This window comes from Nodularia chucula CCY0103 (assembly GCF_963923915.1).
GTDB lineage: Bacteria > Cyanobacteriota > Cyanobacteriia > Cyanobacteriales > Nostocaceae > Nodularia > Nodularia chucula.
Genome location: NZ_CAWUOL010000100.1, coordinates 1 through 17,958, shown reverse-complemented (window position 1 = coordinate 17,958; position 17,958 = coordinate 1). Strand labels below are relative to the sequence as shown.

Below are 17,958 nucleotides of genomic sequence, written 5' to 3'. Positions count from 1 at the left end.
TTTTCGCCAATGTATTTTTTCGCTAATATGTGATTTTTTAGCCTCATTTTTCTTTGTTGTTTCCGTAATTTACCTGTGTGACAGCTAAGGGTGCGGAATGTGGGTTCAAAATTTCTGCAAGTTTATTATTTGCTTCTATTTGTTGGGTTGTATGCTCAATCTCTGGAATGAATGTATATTGTGGGTTATCTTTATCTATCCGGTCTTGACGGGGTTGCATTGGACTCTCCTAATTATTTTTCATTGGTTTGCGCGTAGCGTTTCTTCTGAAAACATCACCCAAAAAAAATTAAGCAACCGCCCCCACTAAATTGCAGAGGCGATTACTTAATTAATTCAAATTAAAACGAGAAGTAGGTAAAGACTTAGCCTTTGTCGGCACACCACTAGAAGCAGCCCTAGCAGTTTTCGCCCAAGTTTGCATTCGTTCTACAGAAGCAGCATCTTGGACAGCTAAAGGTGTTATGGTTTGCCGACAAGCCTCTAAATCACCCAAAGTGACCTGTTGCGGTCGTCCCTGATCAAATGCCAGTAGTGCCGCTTCAGATGCTAGAGTTTCCAGTTCAGCACCGGAAAATTTGTTAGTATTGTTAGCGATCGCCTCCAAATATTCATCCTCGACACTGATGCCAAATCGTTGCAGATGAATCTTGAGAATCTGCGCTCTCTCAGGCTCACTCGGTAAATCAACAAAGAAGTTCTCATCAAATCTACCCTTTCGCTTGAGTTCCGAAGGTAGTGCTGATGGGTCGTTACAGGTAGCGACAACGAAGACCCCAGATGTACACTCACTCATGAATGTGAGGATATTTCCCAGGATTCGCTGTGAAACTCCGCTAGAGTCACCCTGTCCTGACAAGGCTTTCTCAATTTCGTCAACCCACAAAACGCACGGTGCGATCGCTTCGGCAGTCTTGAGTGCGCGGCGGACATTGCCCTCAGATTCCCCAACCAAAGAACCAAGCATTGATGCAATATCAAGCTGGAGTAGAGGTAGATTGAGGATATTGGCAATGTTTTTGGCACAAATCGATTTACCCGTTCCCGGTGGACCCGCTAATAAGACACCTTTAGGCTGGGGTAAATTGAGCGATCGCGCTTCTTGTGTGAATAACCGCCGCCGCCGTTGTAACCACTCTCGCAACAGGTCTAATCCACCAAATGGAATTGTTGCAGGTTTACCCAACTCAATCCCCATTTGGGAGAGCAGCCGGGTTTTGTACTCGACCACTTTGGCGATGACACTCCCATCAATCGTAATACCAGCGCTGCTCAAACTCTCTTTAACCGTGAGCCTCAGAAAGTCACTGATTTCCTCCAAGGTTAACCCTAAAGCTGCCCTGGCAAGAGTTTCTTTGTTGTCGTCTGAAAGTAAAATTCGGAATGAAACTTCTTGCTCAGAAGCTGATTCCTTTAAATACTGCAAGTACGATTCCAAATGCTCCTGGACTTGCTCGATAGTCGGCAATGGTACTTCTGCGAACGGAATCAGCCGCACTAGAGAATCGTGTAGTTCAATATTTTGACCCAGAAAGATGATGCGTTTTTCCGTGGGTTTGAGTCGGTGGTAGAGGTTTTTTGTGCGTGTGAGAATTTCCCAACTCATTTGCGGCGAGTTCTTGCCCACAAACGGATGGACATCACCCAGGATGAAAACACCTACGCCATCAAAATTGTTAATGTACTCAAAGATGTACAACAACGGGTCAGCATGAGCAGGACGCTTGTACTCTGGGACTGGCTTAAATACTAGTCCACCGTCCTCAGCTATCAGACATTGCTCTAGGCTCGAAACTCCCAAATTCCAGAAGAACACCGGACTCTCAAGCTTTTCCTTAGCTTGGGTTGTTAGCCATTGGATGATTGTCGCTTCTTCTGGTGCAAGAACTTCAAGAGCCACAATTGGAATTTGAGAATCTAGAGTGGCAAAGATATTATTTAAGTTCATCTTGTAAATCTTTATACGGTACTGGTGAGAGTTCATCAAAATCCTGGGTCTGAAACCCCGTCCTTTAGCGAAACGAAGGACGGCTTTACGAATATCTTCTAGGCAACAATTAACCCGTTGGAACGACGAATTAACCGCACTTTACTAGAAGCAATCTGCCCAAGTCGTTTCCAACTTGTATTGCTGACAGATACTTGTTTTTCGGTGTCTCCTGACACATAGCCGATACCTTTTGGAGATTCAACCAAGTCACCCTTGCGTAAGGAGTGACGAGTTGTAGATCCGCCATATTTACGCCGCAGCCCACCCTTTGCTGGAACCATCAAGTGCAGTTGGCGACGAGAATAGGGAGGACGACGAACTACTTTAAATGGTGCAGACGTAATCACGACATTACCAAACCAATCACCACCATCGACTTTGGTTGTGTGGTACTGGCGATATTCAACAAAGTGCGAAGCTGCGATAGCCACACCGTCAACGGCATGAGTATTAAACTCAGACTGAGATTTATCTGACTTGTTTTTGGTTAACCCCAAATATTTACGAGTCGATGCAGTTTGATAGCCTTCAACTTTAACGACTGGGACAAACTGTGCTAACTGCTTTAGCATCCACACCTGCCCAACCATTACAGCAGAGAAACCTTTACCACTTCTGGCTTTTTTGCGTCCACTGGTGAGGTCTACGTCTGCCCTAACGTACTCGTAACGAATTTCCGAGATTGGATAGATTTTACATAGCTCACAAACAATTCTCAATTCTAGTTGACGATTAGCACGGATTGAAGGCGCGAGTTTACCTTGGCGACGATTATCAAAGCGTTTCTGACGGTGTGCGCGTTTAGAAAAACTGACCTTACGGTTAATTCTTCTCCCCCTACGACCACGACGCATTAAACGTCTTGCGTCCATGCGGTCACGCACTGTTGAAAATGGCAAAATCAAATGTGCTGTGTACAAAGTGAACTTGGCAGACTGTACACCAATGCCAGAAAACTTTTTGCCTGGGTCAATCCCGATAACAATATTCTGGGTGTTGTATCCAGATGGTTCTACTAATAATTGAACATAGAACTGCCCACAGTCTGACCAGAATTTTTTAGCTTTACCTTTTTCTATCCATTTTCTTGCTCTGGCCTCAGTTGTTGGCATTAATGGTTGGTGGTTTTTGTCTACTACTGGTACTCGCATTTGGTATAACCCAATTACTTGTTTTAGTCCCTTCCCGCAACAAGGCTAAGATGTCTTAGCTTTACCCAACTTCTGAACCAATCAGAATTACAGAGGGCTAAACTAGGGAAGCATTTAGCCGTGTGTTCCAAGCCTTGTCTCAATGCGGTATTCACTTCTTACGTCCCCCAAATTGGTTTGGGCAATCCTCACACTTCTAGGGTGAGGTTAGTGAAGAAGTTCGGCATCGCCGTCAAAAATCTCCGCAGTTCCATCACTAAAGGCAACAGCTGAAACTAAAGCATTAATCAATACACACAACCCCTCTCTATTGCCTTTGATTACGATTGCTTCTTGGGCTTTAGTAGCGGCGTAAATATGAAGCATTGCGTATTCTTTCGGTAATTCCATAATCGATTGGGGGAACTTAATCCCCCCTTTTTGTTATTGTCTTAAACGAGTTTGATGATTAGAATTAGTTCTAAGCTGTTCGGTTTGAGCTTCATCTTTGAAAGTGCGATCGCCCACAACTCCCAATGCTTCCTCGAACGGCTGGGTCGCTTCCAGGCAACTTAACCCTTCAAAACCCTCAGCCTCTACTCGAACTTCACCAGTCTTTTTGTCAAAATGTATCAGTATAGAACGTTCCATTTTTATCTCCGTGCGTACTGTTTAACTTCTTGATGTCCGGCAAAGGTCAATCGCATTGTTTGTACTGACCCTTTTGTGGTTTCTTCTATGGAACATTCGCCAAATTTCTCGCGTAATTCTTGAGCTTTGGCTAAAACCATTCGTTTGCCGTAAGTTTGCATTAACTGGTGGCTGAAGAAGTTTTCACCAAGTCGGGGAGAAGTTTCGTACTCGTCATGAATTACGTCATACACTTCAGAATTTGAGTTCCACCGAAAACCAATGTCTGCACGGGCTTTAATTGTGCAACCAGACACTATGATTTCCGCACTCTGCCCTTGCGAATCCCCGTAGTAGCCAGTCAACGGCTGTGCTGTTTCATGGACTTGGGGTTTGAGTTTTAAATCCTGTAAGGCTTGAACTAGACACTCACGATTGACTAATCGAGTTTTTACTGTTGAGAAATGTGACATTTTATCTCCTAACTGTTTCAGTTGGTAATGAAACGCGAACAGTGGTAACAGACACCTTAGTTGCGGTTGCTACCACTTCACCACCCAATTGCGTAGCAAGTTTTGGGAGGTATAAATTGATGTATTCTTGTTGCAACTTGGGAAGAAAATTCGCACCAAGTCCTTGCCCTGCTTGTGCTATTCCTGCGCCTTGGTCGTATTCGCTGATCAGGCACTCGTACTCAGTCCCGTTCCAGTAAAACCCCAAGTCGTTGCTCAGGCTAGAAATTTGGTTTCGGGGTACGACAACATGAGCAACTTGTTCTCGCTTGTCTCCATGCCAGCCGTACAGATTTACTGGCTTGTGGTGAAGCATAGGAAAGAACCCAAACCGTTGCAATGCTTCGACTAAACAGGATTTGTCTTTAAATTTAACTGCGATTTTTGAGAAATGTGACATTATGAAACCTGAAATACTAGCATTAGTGCAATGCCCCGAAATTCTCAGGGCATCGCTTTTTCTAACGGAACTTAAAAGATTTAACTGTGGCTTGAGTTAATCCAACGTCACCGCTTGCTAACTGTTGCAAATTGCGCTGCTCCTCTAGCAACTTGGAATAAATTGCATCCACTTTCGCCTGGAGTTGCGATCGCCCTTCTAAACCTAGATTCTTTTGGGTAATCGCTTCATCACTCACAATGGAGTCCAGATGCTGCATCATCTCTTGCAAACTACCGCCCGCTTCCGGACTAGCATTCGCCAGCAGCACCCGCACTTTCTGAAGATGTTTCTCCATCTTGCGTTTGAACTGCACGGGCTTACGTCCCGGTTCCCAATCAGCCAATTCCTCCAGCAACTGGGATGCTAATTGTTCTCCACCGGCGATCGCAGACTCCCGCAACCGTTCCTCCAGGTTTTGGTCGTACTGCTGGATAAACTGAGTAATTTGTTGCAAGCACTCAGATTGTTGTTGGTTCAACTGCTCAGACAAAGCCGGGATAATCACCGGACGACCAATAACAACTTGCAAATAATCCTCTAACTCAGGCAAAATGGGGAATGCCTTGAGTAAGTTGGCTTTGACTTCTTCTTGTTTGTCTTGAGGCAATTCCCACACATTCAAAGATATGAAGCTTTCGATACGCTCTTGGTAATCAGCCAATCCCTCTGTGTATGACTCTTTGAGTCCATCGCGGAGTGTTGGCGCAATTACATCCCGAATATTGAGCAACTGACTCCATACCAGAGGTGCGAGGTCAATCGGACAAATCCAGTCGCCGTTGTCATAATTCATCCACTCCTGAACAGAAGCAATTTCCTGTCGCAATTGAGATGCTGCTTCGTCCAAAGCTTTGAATACTTTTATACCTCGCAAACCTACTTCGGAAGATTTAACTTTGATTAAGTCTGATTCTTCACCTTCAGCCTTCAGAACATCAGTCCAACGAGGCGAATTGCTTTTCGTGGTTTTCTTCAGCTTTATCGTCAGCCGAATCCGAGTTTTATTGAGTTTAGAAAAGTTGTAACGTTCAATTACAGCATCATTCAGAAATGCTTCATTTGCAATTGCTTGTACCATTTTAGTTAGTTGGTAATTAATTATTTTCATTCAAATTTCGCGTAGCGTTCATAGTTGAGCAACTACGCGAAATTTGTATCTGCACAGACTAAAACCAGCTTTCACTTAAACGCCAGAATCCGAATGCAGCTAAACAATTACCCAATAAGTCCCTTGATTACGAACTATTTGGGATTGATAATTGATTGTTGCTGTCCCAAGCTGATGATTATTTTTTAGTTGGTGGATATCTCTAATAGCACGATAAATTATCTTGTTTGTGCCATTTTTTTGTAGCTTAATGGGACGTTTCACAAGCTTTGGTTTGTGTTTGGGCATTAACTAATCACTGAAATCTCGTTGATTTTCGCATAGCGTTATTGATGATTACTTGCTTAAAACAGCGACTAACACTCCGTTATCCTCGTTCATCGCAATGATGGCTTCTGTAGGACAATTATCTATGTCGGTGGCTTTTATGGAAGGATGAACTTCGTAAGGGTCAAGATTACATTCTTCAATCGGGACAAAATTTCTCTGAACTCTTAACTTATCCACTGAAGGATTATGCCCATCATTCCAATGTATCGGAATGAATAATGCCGTCTTTTTCCCCAATAGTGCTTCCTTTAATTTTATTGGAGAAATAAATCCATATCTCACACCAATTCTCTCCAAATCACTATCGTAATCTATGATGCGTCCTAATTCTGACACAATAAATTTACCCGTTTTTTGGTCGTAGCTCAGTTTCATTGATATTACCTACAAAAAGAATACTTTCAAAATTCGCTCCATTTTGGATTTTTCTACATCTGATAAACTATGAAAATTTACCAAATCTGAATCGTACACTTGGTCGATACTTGTACATTCATCAATGACTTCTGCATAAACATACGCATCTTCGTAGTCGAATCCGTTTGCTAATAGCCAAGGTAAAACACTATCAATTTTCAGGATTTTTTCAATGTCCAATAAATCAGCAAACTCGGATAGACTTTTAGTAGAGGGAGGAACAATTACCACGTTATTAGTCATGATTTTGAATCTTTATTTCCCTTAGTTTTTGCGTAGCATAATTCAGGATTTAAGTGGCAATTAATTTTTGTATCTCAGTCTCATAAAGAATTACTTTCCTTACTACAAAATATTGCCACGGTTCAAATTCTCCTTCCAGGGCAAGACACTCCAACAACGCTCCGGAGCCTTCAGCACTTTCTTTGGCTAGTGCTGCGGTCGCTGCCGATGAAAAAAATGCGACGACTGAGGTTCCAGTTCCACAAACTGAACCAAGCCAACTGATTACACGCCTGGGCAAACTGGAGGGTGAGGAGTTGGCACATATTCAGAACTGGTGCAAGTCCATCAAGTCGCAAATGTTCCCCTCAGTGTCGCAATATGCCGATGGTCGTTTGGAACTGCATCTGCGGCGGTTCGTTAGTTTAACTGGTGCCAAGTCCGGTAGGAAGGCTAAAGTGAAGGTGATTGAGCCAGGGCGTTACGCTGGTGCAGAGGTGATTGAGGCTTTGGGCGAGAAGTTGCTGCCGGATTTTCACCAAGCACTCGTACTTTTTTACCCCGCTTATGCTTCTGGTGCAGCGCAAATTAACATATCTGGTCGGGCGAAGTTCTCAGTCTCCGACTGTTAGGATACTCGCAGGATGGAACCGTACTGGTTGGAGGAAGGCGATTGCATTGCTTTCGACAACAAGCAGCCGCATGGGATTGATCGGGTGATGTGCGATCGCTGGTATGTGTGTTTCTTTAAGCTCAAGGCGGAGTGTTTGGAGGGGGCTGAGGTTGAGCAGTTAAATTTGATATGACGACTTTTCCAGTTACTTTACTCCATGACAGTAAAAGATGTCAAATGGGTTCTATATAAGTATTGTTAAATATTTTACTCAATTTCCATCCCCTCTGGGGGATTAAGTTATTGATACTCGCCCGCTAAATCGTAGTTTCCAACTCGATAACACTCAACAATTTCTCCTCCAAAGCCGTCAAATAAGTACGCTTCAACTTCCCCAACGAGTCCAGAAACCTCAGCACCGATTCTTCCAGCGAAACAGAATACACCCGACTAATGCGATCGCACAAGCACTGCATCTGCTCACAGTCCTGCGGTAGATAGTCATAAGATTTCAGGTACTGCAACCCAACAGTATACTCCCCATTCCACATTTTCACAGTACAACTAAACTCGTTTACTGCACTGACAATTGCCCAACACCCACCTTTGCCCCGTAAATCAGCATTGTCTTTAACTAAAATTTGACAGACTTCGCCAACTTGATAAGTATTGGGGACTTTCGTCCTTTCCATAATGCGCTGCACTAAATCTTTCACCATTCTGCCACTTGGCACTTTACCGCCAGCTTCCTCTACTGCGGTCTGCCATACGAATTGCTGTTCCTGCGGTTCTAGCTTTGTGAGGGGGCGGACTTGACGCTCATTCGTCGGCAGAATGTGATCCAATGGATCACATTTTTCTAGCAAGTTATCAAATACATCAGCCGCATCCATCAATAAATAAGACTGACGGCGACTGTGACCAAACCTATCCTGGCAATATTCCTCAAATGTCCGGTGAGTTGAACGGTAGAGCCGCCTGTCTCGCAACTCCATCAAAGCTTTCCCAGCTTCATAGAATGCCCTCTCCACTTTCCGTTCCAAGTGCAAGCGGTCGCGCTGTTCTTCCTCGGTCAATTCCTCCACTTCTACAGCCGTCACCTCAATAGTCACTAAATCCTGATGATCCTGGGACAGTACATCTGGATTCTTTGGAGTTGGGGAGGTGACTTTTTTACGCTTCGAGGGGGGTTTGTTCATATTTCCACCTCTAGCTGAACAGTAGTTGACGAGTATTAAAAGGATTTTTAGTTATCATCTCCTACAATCTCTTTTAAAGTTTCGACGTGAAGACATTGAGAACGAATCAACCTCTCGATTACTTCTGCTCTAGTTAGTTCCATTTTTTCAGCTACAGCATCAACAAGCTCAATCGCTGTCGGGGTCAACATGATTTGAACCCGTTGCTTGCTTTCGCCCCATGTTCCTGGCTTAACTCGATAATCTTTTGCCACTAGCGTTTTAACCATATCAACACCTACACATATATTCAACCAAATTTAATTATATACATACTTGCAGATGTGTGTATATCTTTGATAGATTAAATGCAGCAAAAACAAAAGACGAGCGCCCCAGTTTCGCAAACTTAGCGATCGCCTTTTGAAGGCGTAACTATTTGTGCAAAAAGGAAATTGGGAATCATCGAAATTAAGAAGGGAGATGAAGTTGAAATAATCCACCCTAAAGATGTCCTAGAACTACAATCACAAATCGCTGATGTAGCTTTTACGCTGGATTTTCCCATCCCTCCAAACATGGATTCAACCCAGGCTAAAGAACGCCAAAACTTAACAATTGCTAATGCACATTGGGCATTAGATAACAAACGTAGACGTGATTTACCTCTTTATGCTTGTGTACAAGCCTGGGATCTATCAGCTGCTCAAGCAGTAGCAGCAGCTATTCAACAGTTGCGGCCACGGGTATTCACTCTCGAAAATGTTCCGCGCTATCTCAGTAGCCAGAGTTTCACCATTATTCTGAACACTCTCGAATCGCTGGGCTACAACGTCAATTACAGCCTCGTCAACATGGCTGATTACGGACTGCCCCAGGCGCGAAAACGTTTAGTCTTGGTGGCCTGCTTTGGTATCACCCTCACGCTACCACCCACATCTAAACTAGTTGGTTGGTATAGCACGATAACTTCGTTAAGCTCCGCTAACGCTCACGTTATCCCGACCATGCCCGACTCACAACTACTGCCCAGACAACAGCAATCTTTGAACCAGTTTCTTGCAACTAATGAACCCGCACCACTTTTGATTGAACGGGTTGGAGGACGCAAATTATCTAAATACAAACCGGGATCTCTGCCAGCAAATACCATACTGCGCTCCCACTTCACCGACCACAAAGGCTGCAACCGGAACAAATTCGCTGATATTTGGTTGCTTGATAGCACTGTCAAGTCCTTGTCTATCCAAGCAGCAGCTATCTTGCAAGGGTTCCCGGCTTGGTACAAGTTTCCTCCCCAATCTGCCACTGCTGGATCAATCATCGGCTATTCTGTCCCGCCTAGTTTTGCGAGTCAATTATTCACACATATACAACAACAACTGGAGCAGTAGCATGAATAATTTTACTCATCAACCCCCAAATATGCATTTCTCATAGCTGCCCATTTTCCAGGGCTGATTGCCTCAACTTCAGCTTTTCGCCCTTGCACCTCGCGGTTATCTTGCTCTGTCCGATCGCAACCTCCTGACATCGCCAACTTTTTAGATAAAGCTTGGATGTTGATGAACTTTTGCTGTGTAGACTGTCGCCAATCTTCACGGCTAATCCGGTCTAATTCCTGACAAATTGCCGCCGTCAGCCTCATGTCTATGTTTCCCTCTAGGTGTAGCCAGTTCACACCAGCGTTACAGCCTGGAGCTTGACAAATCGGCAAGCGATCGCGGTTGGAGTTGTAGCCACGAATTACCATAGCTGCCAGTCTGGATCTGACAATTCCCGTATCTTCGCAGCAGAAGCAGCGCCAGGACGGTTGCCAAACTTCTTTTTGATATCCCGGCTGGTCTTCATTGCGGATTGGTTCTGGGGGAAGTTCAGGTAATTTCATGTTTTATCCCCCCAAATTAAGTTGTGAGAGTTAGCCCACTGATAAAATTCCTTGCGCTGCTTATCTAAATTGCCATCTTCAAAAATGAACCCCGCGAACCCAAGGGAGCGAATTTTATCTATCCACTCCTGGCGGCAGGGATGAGTTTCCCATTTGGAACCACGAACCACACCCCGAAGTTTTTCCCACTGCGATCGCAACTCGTTAAAGTTCTTCTCAATCCATTTAAGTGGAAGTTCAGGCCTTTTGGGTAACTGGGCTGCTTTCTTCTTACCAAAATCTAAAAAACTCTCTTTCTCCCTTTCTGAGAGAGAGTCTATAAAGTCTGAATAAGTCTTATTAATATTAGAGTCTTGAGATTCTTGTTTGACAAGGGTTTCAGGCTGCAAGTGGGAAATTCCGTTCTCAGGTGGGAATTTCTGTTCCCAGGTGGGAATTTCTGTTCCCAGGTGGGAAATTCCGTTCTCAGGTGGGAAATCCTCTTCCCAGGTGGGAAATTCTCTTCTCACTTTTGTGACAGTTGATAAAGTGTCACATAGACACCCTCTAGCAGAAACTTTTACTGAATACTCAATATCTTCTAGGTTAATGTAACCTTTTTCTTCTAAGACTGCGATCGCTGCGTTGACAGCTCGTTTACTAATTCCTAAGTCCTCGGCAATTTTGGTGGCTCTTATTCTGATGCCATTGCCATACGGATCAAGTGATCTCAAGTAATAGAGAATGCTTATTTGAGACTTTGTAAGGCTTTTGCAGATTTTGACCCATTCGGAATGTTGTAATGGGTAAAATTTACCGTCAATTTTCACAGTTGCCCCCTTCTGGTTACAACTGCAACACGTTGAGTCGCCAAAATTCCGTCTTTCGACGTTTGTGAAAGATTGCGAATTGTCATATTATCTTTGTAGGTTTGAATAGCCCTGACAAGTTACTTGTCGGGGCTGTCTGTTTTGGATAAAATTTGAATTAAACTCTTAGCTTTATTAAATTTAACTCATAGCTAAATTAGCACATAAAATATACTCACAGCTAAATTAAAAAGCAACAAAACTTTATGGCTCAGATTTACCAGCTATTTAAAAGGGCAATGGATCGGTACAGTGTTCAAGGCAAGGAGTTGGCTGGTATTGTAGGAATCAGCCCCACTCACCTATCAGAATTTCGCAATGGGAAAAAATGGGTTAGCCAGGAGACTTTTACAGCTTTATTGGAAGGAATGGATCAGCTTTCGCCTGGCTCTAAGCATTATTTCTGTGAGCTTTTAGCTGGAGAACAATTAGGAGAAACAGAAAATAGCAGTAAAAGCTTGATAAAAATGATTGAAGCTGCTGATGAGGAAGAAATGGAAGCAGCTTTATTAGCAATTGGTCGCAAGTGGAAGAAAATGATGCAAAATCAGCCGATTTCTGGCAGTCATAACCCAGGATTAGAGAGTGCGATCGCAGTATAAACCAGGGAGCAACGCCTGTGCGAAATCCACATTAGCAGTACAGGATGGGGGAATATCTCACTTTAGCAGAGGTGGGGAGAATTATGTTATTATTTCCCTCTCCCGTATTCGTTCCACAGTTAAACCTATAGTATAGATAGTTATAGAAGGATGAAATCCGAAAAAACTAGATGTGGGTAAGCTAAATCGGGGTAATCAGCATGGCTAAAACTAAGAAATCAGAAAACGTTCCCAATACGATGCAGGAAAAGTTCCATGCAATTGTCGGGATAACGGATGATTTTGCCAAACAATGCTTGAACGATGAATATGCCCAGTTGATTCGCTTTGCAACAGCAGCTTTGTGTCGGAAGAGACCATCTCCCCTGGCAAGTGGTAAGGAGAAAACTTGGGCTTGCGGTATTACCCATGCTATTGGTATGGTCAATTTTCTCTTCGACTCTTCACAAAAACCCCATGTTAGTGCCAAGGAAATCTACGATTGGTTTGGTGTCAGTTCCAGCACTGGGCAATCGAAATCGAAACAAGTCCGAGATATCCTGGGTACGCGGCAGATGGACCCTAATTGGTGTCTGCCGAGTAAGTTAGATAAAAATCCGATGGCTTGGATGATTTCTGTGGATGGATTTATCTTGGATGCCAGGTCTGTCCGCCGAGAAATACAGGAAGAAGCATACGCACGGGGTTTTATTCCTTATATTCCGGCTGATAGCAACCCAGAAAATATTGATGAGGAACAAACATCACCTGATCAAAATAAACCAGTTAACTCTTCTCCCGATACCTTGTATGTACTAGATGTGTTTTTAATTGACGGTCCGATCACGGAGAGATTTATAGCTAAAAATCCAGTAATATCCCGAACTATTGAGATTAAAGGCAGCAACACCCTGGAAGACCTCCATAAAATTATCTTTAAGGCATTTGATCGCAAAGATGAGCATATGTACGAATTTCAGGTGGGAGGGTGCGGACCACAAGACCCTAATGCAAGACGGTATGGGTTGAAACAAGCATTTTCCAGTTCCGATTTTACAGAAGCTCCTACGGGGGAGGTATCTAGTACCCCAATTGCTTCCCTGGGCTTATCTATTGATGACGCTTTTGGTTACTGGTTTGATTTTGGTGATGATTGGTGGCATCAGATTAATGTCACCAATATCGCAGACAAGGCTCCATCGGGCAAGTATCCTAAAATCACCGAGCGGGTTGGGGCTAGCCCTCCTCAATATCCAGATTTTGATTAACAAAAAAAGATTACAGTTGAGCCACACCAAGACATCACAGCTATAAATCAAAATCCAGGATGAATGTTTCGCCATCAGAATCTTTGGGATTTTCCGGTGGTGATGGAGTTGCAGAGGGCTGGTCTTGTGGACTGGGATTTGTCGCAATCGGGTTGGAAGTTGGGGTATGTGTAACTTGTGTAACTACTTGTTGTGTGGGGAATACACCCTTTTTGAAAGCAAAATAGCAATCAATAATAAAGTAAAGCGTCTCTAGGTAACTTTTATCTAATTGCTGTGATTCGGCAAATATACGTTCTCGGTAGCTATCTTTAATCCGAACTTTTTCCGGGGTCATTGGCTTCGTTCCCATTCAAATTTGTTGATTCAAAATTCGCGCATCGTTACCCCATAGCTCAAGCCAGGGGCGGTCAAATCAATTCAAAAAAGGTCAATCAGGAGGGCTACATCTTGTTCATCATGGCTTTTGCCATCTCCAGCAATCCACAAGCATTAGCTTCTACGGGATTGTCCAGAATTTTGAACCCGTTCTTCTCTAATAGCTTCTTAAATCCAGGTAACAAGCAGCCTCCACCAATTGCCCAAATTTCATCTCCCTGGTGTTTGGCATCTAGTGTCAGACCTACGGGTTTTTTTAAGAATTTCTCATACCAATCTTTCAGACAAATGCTGTATATCTCTTTGATGTCTATGTCACGACTGTATCTGGTATGTCCTCCTTCCAAACAAAATCGAATCTGGGAGGCGTTTCCGATTTTCCCGCCGTTGAGACGTTTCATTTTTTCGGCAATGTCTTCGATGAGAACTTCTACACCTGCGGGGTAGGGGGTATGAACTTCTCGCTTTCCTTGGTTGTAACGAGAATAAAGTGTAGTGCCATTACCAAAATCTAGGACGGTGAGCTTGGGGGGAAGCGGCTGCCCAAACAATGCACCCATTCCTTCTGGGACAACTTTGAGAATTTCTATGGTGACATCTGATTTTTTCCCTGCCAGGATTGGTTGATATTCTCCGTTGAGTTCTTGCACTAAATCTTCTGCTAGTCCGATGTCATGTAAGCTGACGACTAATTTTAAATGCCAAGCTTTACGATGTGGCAGATGTGCTAATCCACCGAGTAACATCAACAGCGCATTTTTAATTTTGTTTTCGTTGTGGTCAGTGTTGCGATCAAAATGATAACCTGTACGAAACGCAGATTCTCCTACTGTGTAAGCAGCACCGTCTAAGATTATTCTTCCTGGAACATCTTCCATCTCTGCGGTGGAAATATAGCTGGGGATGCGAACGACTTCAAATCCATCAACGAAAAGTTTCAGGCTGCCGTAACCGTTATCGAATCCTGCTGGAAAAATTTTTTGTAAGGCGTGAATGTTGGGCATGGGGGTTAAGTGGGGTACAAAAAGCAGTGGGGTACAAAAAGACCCTAAGCATCACCTATATATACCCTATATAGGTGCTAAATTTTAAATTATTTTCAATTTTCGTGTTATGGTATATTTATCCCCTAATTAACCCCTATATATACCCCAAATTGAAATTGTTTAAACAAAGTGTACCCTAAATGACTCCTGTATAAAACCCTAGTAGGGTACATATAGGAGTTGAACGACAGCCAAATCTGTATTTTATCTGTTTTCTGGGGTATATATAACCCCTATGCAACACCTAAGTGTACCTTTATGGCTGATTTTGGTAATTTTTACATACCACTGTTTTGGTGCGGTAATGCCTACCATTTAAAAAGCAATAATGAACAAAACAACAAAAAAATACATCGCAATCTCTACAAAAAAGCCCCATTTGAGGGTCTAATTAGCATAAATTCGATGCATTTTGGTGAATTTAAAGAATAAAACTAAAAATTTATGAAAATCAGGCAATTAATCAAGCAATAACTTAAATATTTGGTCACACAGCGACAAGTTAAAAATTGCGTAAGCCTTACTTGGCTATCGGTTCAGCCTTTTCAACTGAATTATCATTTACGCCCAAAGTCAATTCCAAAGGTGTTCGAGACGGGTAAGCTTTCACCACCTGTCGGTAAACTTCATAGTTGGTGGGTAGTGTTCTTTGTTGCTCACCCTCTTTATAGGTCAGTTGATATTTGACATCTTTCAACAATTCAGGTTTACCTGCCTCTTCTTGAGGTTTTTTGCGTTGTTCCACTTCATCTACACTTGGTTTTTGTGGCACAGTTGGCCACCACAAACCCCGGTCATCTGGCCCAACAACTGCTGCTGATGGTTTTAATCCATTCTGATTTAACACTGAAGCATTTGCAAAGGTTTCAATCCGTGGCTGTGGTGCATTCGTTAAGTTATTGGCATATTTCACTTGCCAGGTATTACTGGTAAGCGCTGTAGCTTCATACTGTTCAGTAGTCACGATGCTACAACTGGTAAGTGTGAGCGCTGTTAGTACTGTTATGAAAGATGGTAGAAATGTCAGCTTCTGCATGATTCCTAAATTATTGGTATCTCCTGAATCAATCAGTCACAGCAATGACTCTATCAATTTCTGCTAATTTCTCCTGTAATAGAGAGCGCATTTCTTGAAGTTGTGTACTACTAGCTTTGGTAAGTAAATCTTCAGAAATTCCATTAACTTTTTGAAGTATGGTTTTTATTTCCTTTGACTCTTGTTTCTGTGACTTCAAATACTTGGTCTTAATTTTTTTAATCAGTTCACGAGTTTCTGCTACTGTCAGATTTTTCTTTAAAACTTCATCTGTGGTTGCCATCCGTTCAGAGGCTGCTTGAGTTTCTGATATGTCTAGTGTCTTGGCAGAGAGAGTTGCCAACGCTAAAGCATGAGCGCCCTTGAGTCCCTGTTGCCTAATTGCTTGTTTTAAATCTGGAGCCAGGTACAGCATTGGCATAAGATTAGCTTTTACTGAACTCGGATTTAACCCCAACTCTAATAGTACTCGTAGTAAACTTTGTTCTTTACCCGTAATCCCCAATAGTTCTAAGCCTTGTTGTTGTTCATCGGCGCTGACAGCCGTTAACTTTGTGAGTTCCTTACTGTTGCCATCTCTCTCTACTCTTTTAATCACCGTGCCTAAGATTGTGGTAACTTCATCCATTTCCAAATCAGCTGACTTAATTACTTCTTTAAATACTGCCTCTGCTTTATCTAAAGGATTCAAGTCTTCAAAGCCAAGAAAAGTTAGTAATGCCGATTGGTCTAAGTCGTTAGGCATTGCCGCTATGACTGCACGAATAGTTGACCAACCCAGCAATTTAGCTGCTTCAGTCCGGAGTTGTCCATCTAGTAATGTGTAACGACCGTTCCCTTGTGGTACTAGAATTACTGCTGAAATTTGTCCATGTTTTTTTAGTAACCGTGCTTTGGCTTGTATTAGTTCTGGTGTAATTGTTTGCCGAGGTTGATCAGGATTAGGCTCGATGAGAGTTAAATCAATTTGGACTTCTCCTGATTGGTTTTGCAGCTGTTCTCGGAGTTCTTGCAATTCATTTTCTAAATCTGGAGATTGGGCGGCTCTCAATCTTTCTATCTCAGCTTGCAGTTCAGCAACTTTTTGCTCTTGCTCTGTTTTTTGGATTGCGCCGCTAAATTTGTAAGCAATTTTAGGTAATGCCACGATTATTTCTTCTCCTGAATTAAAGCTGCTAAATCATCTGTTATTTGCTGAAAATCTCTACAGGCAGGATGTTTGGGACGGTATTTTTGTAAAGGTAAGCCGTGAGCGCTGGCATTTTTGAATTCGTTTGAGTTGCGAACTTTAGGATAAAGCTTTAAATGTAAATGTTCGGCAATTTCTGGCAATTGTTCTAAATATTGTCTGTGCATTGCCACCGTATCATCATACATACTTGGCACAAATCCTAAAATCGGTGGGCGAGGTTCTAACTGTAACTCATCACCTGTTGAAATACACCACTCTACTAATTCTGCTGAACCAGAAATGGCTTTCATTTCCAATTGCACGGGAACTAATATATGGGTTGAGGCAGCTAAAGCATTAACATTTAACATTCCTAAAGTAGCGGGACAATCCAAAATGACTAGATTGTGGGGCAAAGGGTATTTTTTTAAGCGATCGCTTAGTGTATATTCTCCTCGTTTGCGGATAACTAATTCATTAGCTATTTCTGCTAAAAGTGGATGTCCCTGACACACTTGAGTTTTTGATTGTTCCCAAACCGAAATTAAATCCCAATCTCCTTGGAAATCTTTTGATAATACTTTAACTAAAGTGGTTTCTACTTCAGCTGGAGGTAATCCACAAAATACATCCAAAGAACGTTGTGGATCTAAGTCGATGATTGCGACATCAAAGCCCAGGCGACTCATTTCATAGGCAATGTGTACGCTGAGTGTGGTTTTGCCGACACCACCGGCATTAGCTATAAGTGAAAGAACTATCTGCTTCATAAGATGATTTTTCTGTCGGATTTTAAAATACGACATTGAAATTGGGAAAATGTACACTGTTACAACAAAGTGCTGTACAGTCCTGCGGTTATGGCTGCACTGAAAGCAGAGGGTGAGTAGCAGAGCAATTTAGTTGTTGCTGCAAGGCTTTGAGGTATCGACCTCGGTTTTGAATTTACGATGCTTTGATGTCGGATTTTAAAATACTACATCTGTGATGATCAAGAAAACTACTATGATGATTAGAACACAATTTATAGCAAATTGCTGTAAAGCTCTGCGGTCATAGCTGTGTTTAGAGCGATTACTAGGTCGCGCTGAGTGCAAGGCACTCCCGTCAGGGATCTACGGTGTACACACAAGTAGAAGTAAACTACTAGGGGAGGGGACTTTATGAGGA

At 42.8% G+C, this 17,958-nt stretch carries 24 protein-coding genes; 4 read left to right on the top strand and 20 right to left on the bottom strand.

Annotated elements, in window-relative coordinates; translation table 11 throughout:
• Positions 1-43 precede the first annotated feature (43 nt).
• From ACM0OP_RS20535 to ACM0OP_RS20485, 11 genes are all read right to left on the bottom strand, one after another.
• Positions 44-220, bottom strand: coding sequence for a hypothetical protein (locus ACM0OP_RS20535; protein WP_414530278.1), 177 nt, complete (start codon positions 218-220; stop codon positions 44-46).
• Positions 221-331: 111 nt separating this feature from the next.
• Entirely contained in the window at positions 332-1,948 is a 1,617-nt protein-coding gene (locus tag ACM0OP_RS20530; protein ID WP_414530277.1) for an AAA family ATPase, read from the bottom strand.
• Positions 1,949-2,046: 98 nt separating this feature from the next.
• Positions 2,047-3,141, bottom strand: a complete 1,095-nt coding sequence (locus ACM0OP_RS20525) for an RRXRR domain-containing protein (protein ID WP_414530276.1) — start codon at positions 3,139-3,141, stop codon at positions 2,047-2,049.
• A 207-nt stretch (positions 3,142-3,348) separates the two neighbouring features.
• Positions 3,349-3,507 carry a hypothetical protein gene (locus ACM0OP_RS20520; RefSeq protein ID WP_414530275.1) on the bottom strand — a complete coding sequence of 53 codons (159 nt, stop codon included), beginning with the start codon at positions 3,505-3,507 and terminating at the stop codon, positions 3,349-3,351.
• Positions 3,508-3,564: 57 nt separating this feature from the next.
• Positions 3,565-3,771: a DUF2997 domain-containing protein gene (locus ACM0OP_RS20515; protein WP_414530274.1), complete on the bottom strand. Its 207-nt coding sequence runs from the start codon at positions 3,769-3,771 to the stop codon at positions 3,565-3,567.
• A 2-nt stretch (positions 3,772-3,773) separates the two neighbouring features.
• Positions 3,774-4,223 (bottom strand): DUF1257 domain-containing protein, encoded by a 450-nt coding sequence (locus tag ACM0OP_RS20510; RefSeq protein ID WP_414530273.1) that lies wholly within the window; start codon positions 4,221-4,223, stop codon positions 3,774-3,776.
• A gap of 1 nt (position 4,224) precedes the next feature.
• On the bottom strand, positions 4,225-4,662 hold the full coding sequence (locus ACM0OP_RS20505; RefSeq protein WP_414530272.1) for a DUF1257 domain-containing protein: 438 nt from the start codon (positions 4,660-4,662) through the stop codon (positions 4,225-4,227).
• Positions 4,663-4,723: 61 nt separating this feature from the next.
• Positions 4,724-5,782: a hypothetical protein gene (locus ACM0OP_RS20500; RefSeq protein WP_414530280.1), complete on the bottom strand. Its 1,059-nt coding sequence runs from the start codon at positions 5,780-5,782 to the stop codon at positions 4,724-4,726.
• Between the two features lie 129 nt (positions 5,783-5,911).
• On the bottom strand, positions 5,912-6,100 hold the full coding sequence (locus tag ACM0OP_RS20495; RefSeq protein ID WP_414530271.1) for a hypothetical protein: 189 nt from the start codon (positions 6,098-6,100) through the stop codon (positions 5,912-5,914).
• 48 nt (positions 6,101-6,148) lie between these two features.
• Positions 6,149-6,517, bottom strand: coding sequence for a hypothetical protein (locus ACM0OP_RS20490; RefSeq protein ID WP_414530270.1), 369 nt, complete (start codon positions 6,515-6,517; stop codon positions 6,149-6,151).
• Positions 6,518-6,526: 9 nt separating this feature from the next.
• A complete protein-coding gene (locus ACM0OP_RS20485; RefSeq protein ID WP_414530269.1) occupies positions 6,527-6,802 on the bottom strand; it encodes a hypothetical protein in 276 nt (91 codons plus the stop codon).
• 338 nt (positions 6,803-7,140) lie between these two features.
• Between ACM0OP_RS20485 and ACM0OP_RS20480 the strand changes: the two genes are divergently transcribed.
• A complete protein-coding gene (locus ACM0OP_RS20480; RefSeq protein WP_414530268.1) occupies positions 7,141-7,413 on the top strand; it encodes a hypothetical protein in 273 nt (90 codons plus the stop codon).
• 298 nt (positions 7,414-7,711) lie between these two features.
• Here the strand turns inward: ACM0OP_RS20480 and ACM0OP_RS20475 are convergent, their stop codons facing one another.
• Together ACM0OP_RS20475 and ACM0OP_RS20470 are read right to left on the bottom strand one after the other, a co-directional pair.
• Entirely contained in the window at positions 7,712-8,593 is an 882-nt protein-coding gene (locus tag ACM0OP_RS20475) for a hypothetical protein (RefSeq protein ID WP_414530267.1), read from the bottom strand.
• A gap of 47 nt (positions 8,594-8,640) precedes the next feature.
• On the bottom strand, positions 8,641-8,862 hold the full coding sequence (locus tag ACM0OP_RS20470; RefSeq protein WP_006198499.1) for a hypothetical protein: 222 nt from the start codon (positions 8,860-8,862) through the stop codon (positions 8,641-8,643).
• Positions 8,863-9,027: 165 nt separating this feature from the next.
• On the opposite strand from ACM0OP_RS20470, the gene ACM0OP_RS20465 reads away from it, so the two are divergent.
• Positions 9,028-9,966 (top strand): DNA cytosine methyltransferase, encoded by a 939-nt coding sequence (locus ACM0OP_RS20465; RefSeq protein WP_414530266.1) that lies wholly within the window; start codon positions 9,028-9,030, stop codon positions 9,964-9,966.
• 11 nt (positions 9,967-9,977) lie between these two features.
• On the opposite strand, the gene ACM0OP_RS20460 is transcribed toward ACM0OP_RS20465, so the two are convergent.
• Positions 9,978-10,460: a hypothetical protein gene (locus ACM0OP_RS20460; RefSeq protein ID WP_414530265.1), complete on the bottom strand. Its 483-nt coding sequence runs from the start codon at positions 10,458-10,460 to the stop codon at positions 9,978-9,980.
• Positions 10,457-11,173, bottom strand: coding sequence for a winged helix-turn-helix transcriptional regulator (locus ACM0OP_RS20455; RefSeq protein ID WP_414530264.1), 717 nt, complete (start codon positions 11,171-11,173; stop codon positions 10,457-10,459). The genes ACM0OP_RS20460 and ACM0OP_RS20455 overlap by 4 nt, the downstream gene beginning before the upstream one ends.
• Before the next feature lie 341 nt (positions 11,174-11,514).
• On the opposite strand from ACM0OP_RS20455, the gene ACM0OP_RS20450 reads away from it, so the two are divergent.
• Positions 11,515-11,910 (top strand): XRE family transcriptional regulator, encoded by a 396-nt coding sequence (locus tag ACM0OP_RS20450; RefSeq protein ID WP_414530263.1) that lies wholly within the window; start codon positions 11,515-11,517, stop codon positions 11,908-11,910.
• Positions 11,911-12,110: 200 nt separating this feature from the next.
• A complete protein-coding gene (locus tag ACM0OP_RS20445) occupies positions 12,111-13,157 on the top strand; it encodes a plasmid pRiA4b ORF-3 family protein (protein WP_414530262.1) in 1,047 nt (348 codons plus the stop codon).
• Positions 13,158-13,197: 40 nt separating this feature from the next.
• Here ACM0OP_RS20445 and ACM0OP_RS20440 read toward each other — a convergent pair whose 3' ends face one another.
• The 5 genes from ACM0OP_RS20440 to ACM0OP_RS20420 form a co-directional block, all read right to left on the bottom strand.
• A complete protein-coding gene (locus tag ACM0OP_RS20440) occupies positions 13,198-13,494 on the bottom strand; it encodes a hypothetical protein (protein WP_414530279.1) in 297 nt (98 codons plus the stop codon).
• A 106-nt stretch (positions 13,495-13,600) separates the two neighbouring features.
• Positions 13,601-14,539, bottom strand: coding sequence for a ParM/StbA family protein (locus tag ACM0OP_RS20435; protein WP_414530261.1), 939 nt, complete (start codon positions 14,537-14,539; stop codon positions 13,601-13,603).
• Positions 14,540-15,101: 562 nt separating this feature from the next.
• Positions 15,102-15,617, bottom strand: a complete 516-nt coding sequence (locus ACM0OP_RS20430) for a hypothetical protein (RefSeq protein ID WP_414530260.1) — start codon at positions 15,615-15,617, stop codon at positions 15,102-15,104.
• Positions 15,618-15,645: 28 nt separating this feature from the next.
• Positions 15,646-16,764: a ParB/RepB/Spo0J family partition protein gene (locus tag ACM0OP_RS20425; RefSeq protein WP_414530259.1), complete on the bottom strand. Its 1,119-nt coding sequence runs from the start codon at positions 16,762-16,764 to the stop codon at positions 15,646-15,648.
• A 2-nt stretch (positions 16,765-16,766) separates the two neighbouring features.
• Entirely contained in the window at positions 16,767-17,558 is a 792-nt protein-coding gene (locus ACM0OP_RS20420) for a ParA family protein (protein ID WP_414530258.1), read from the bottom strand.
• Positions 17,559-17,958: the final 400 nt, after the last annotated feature.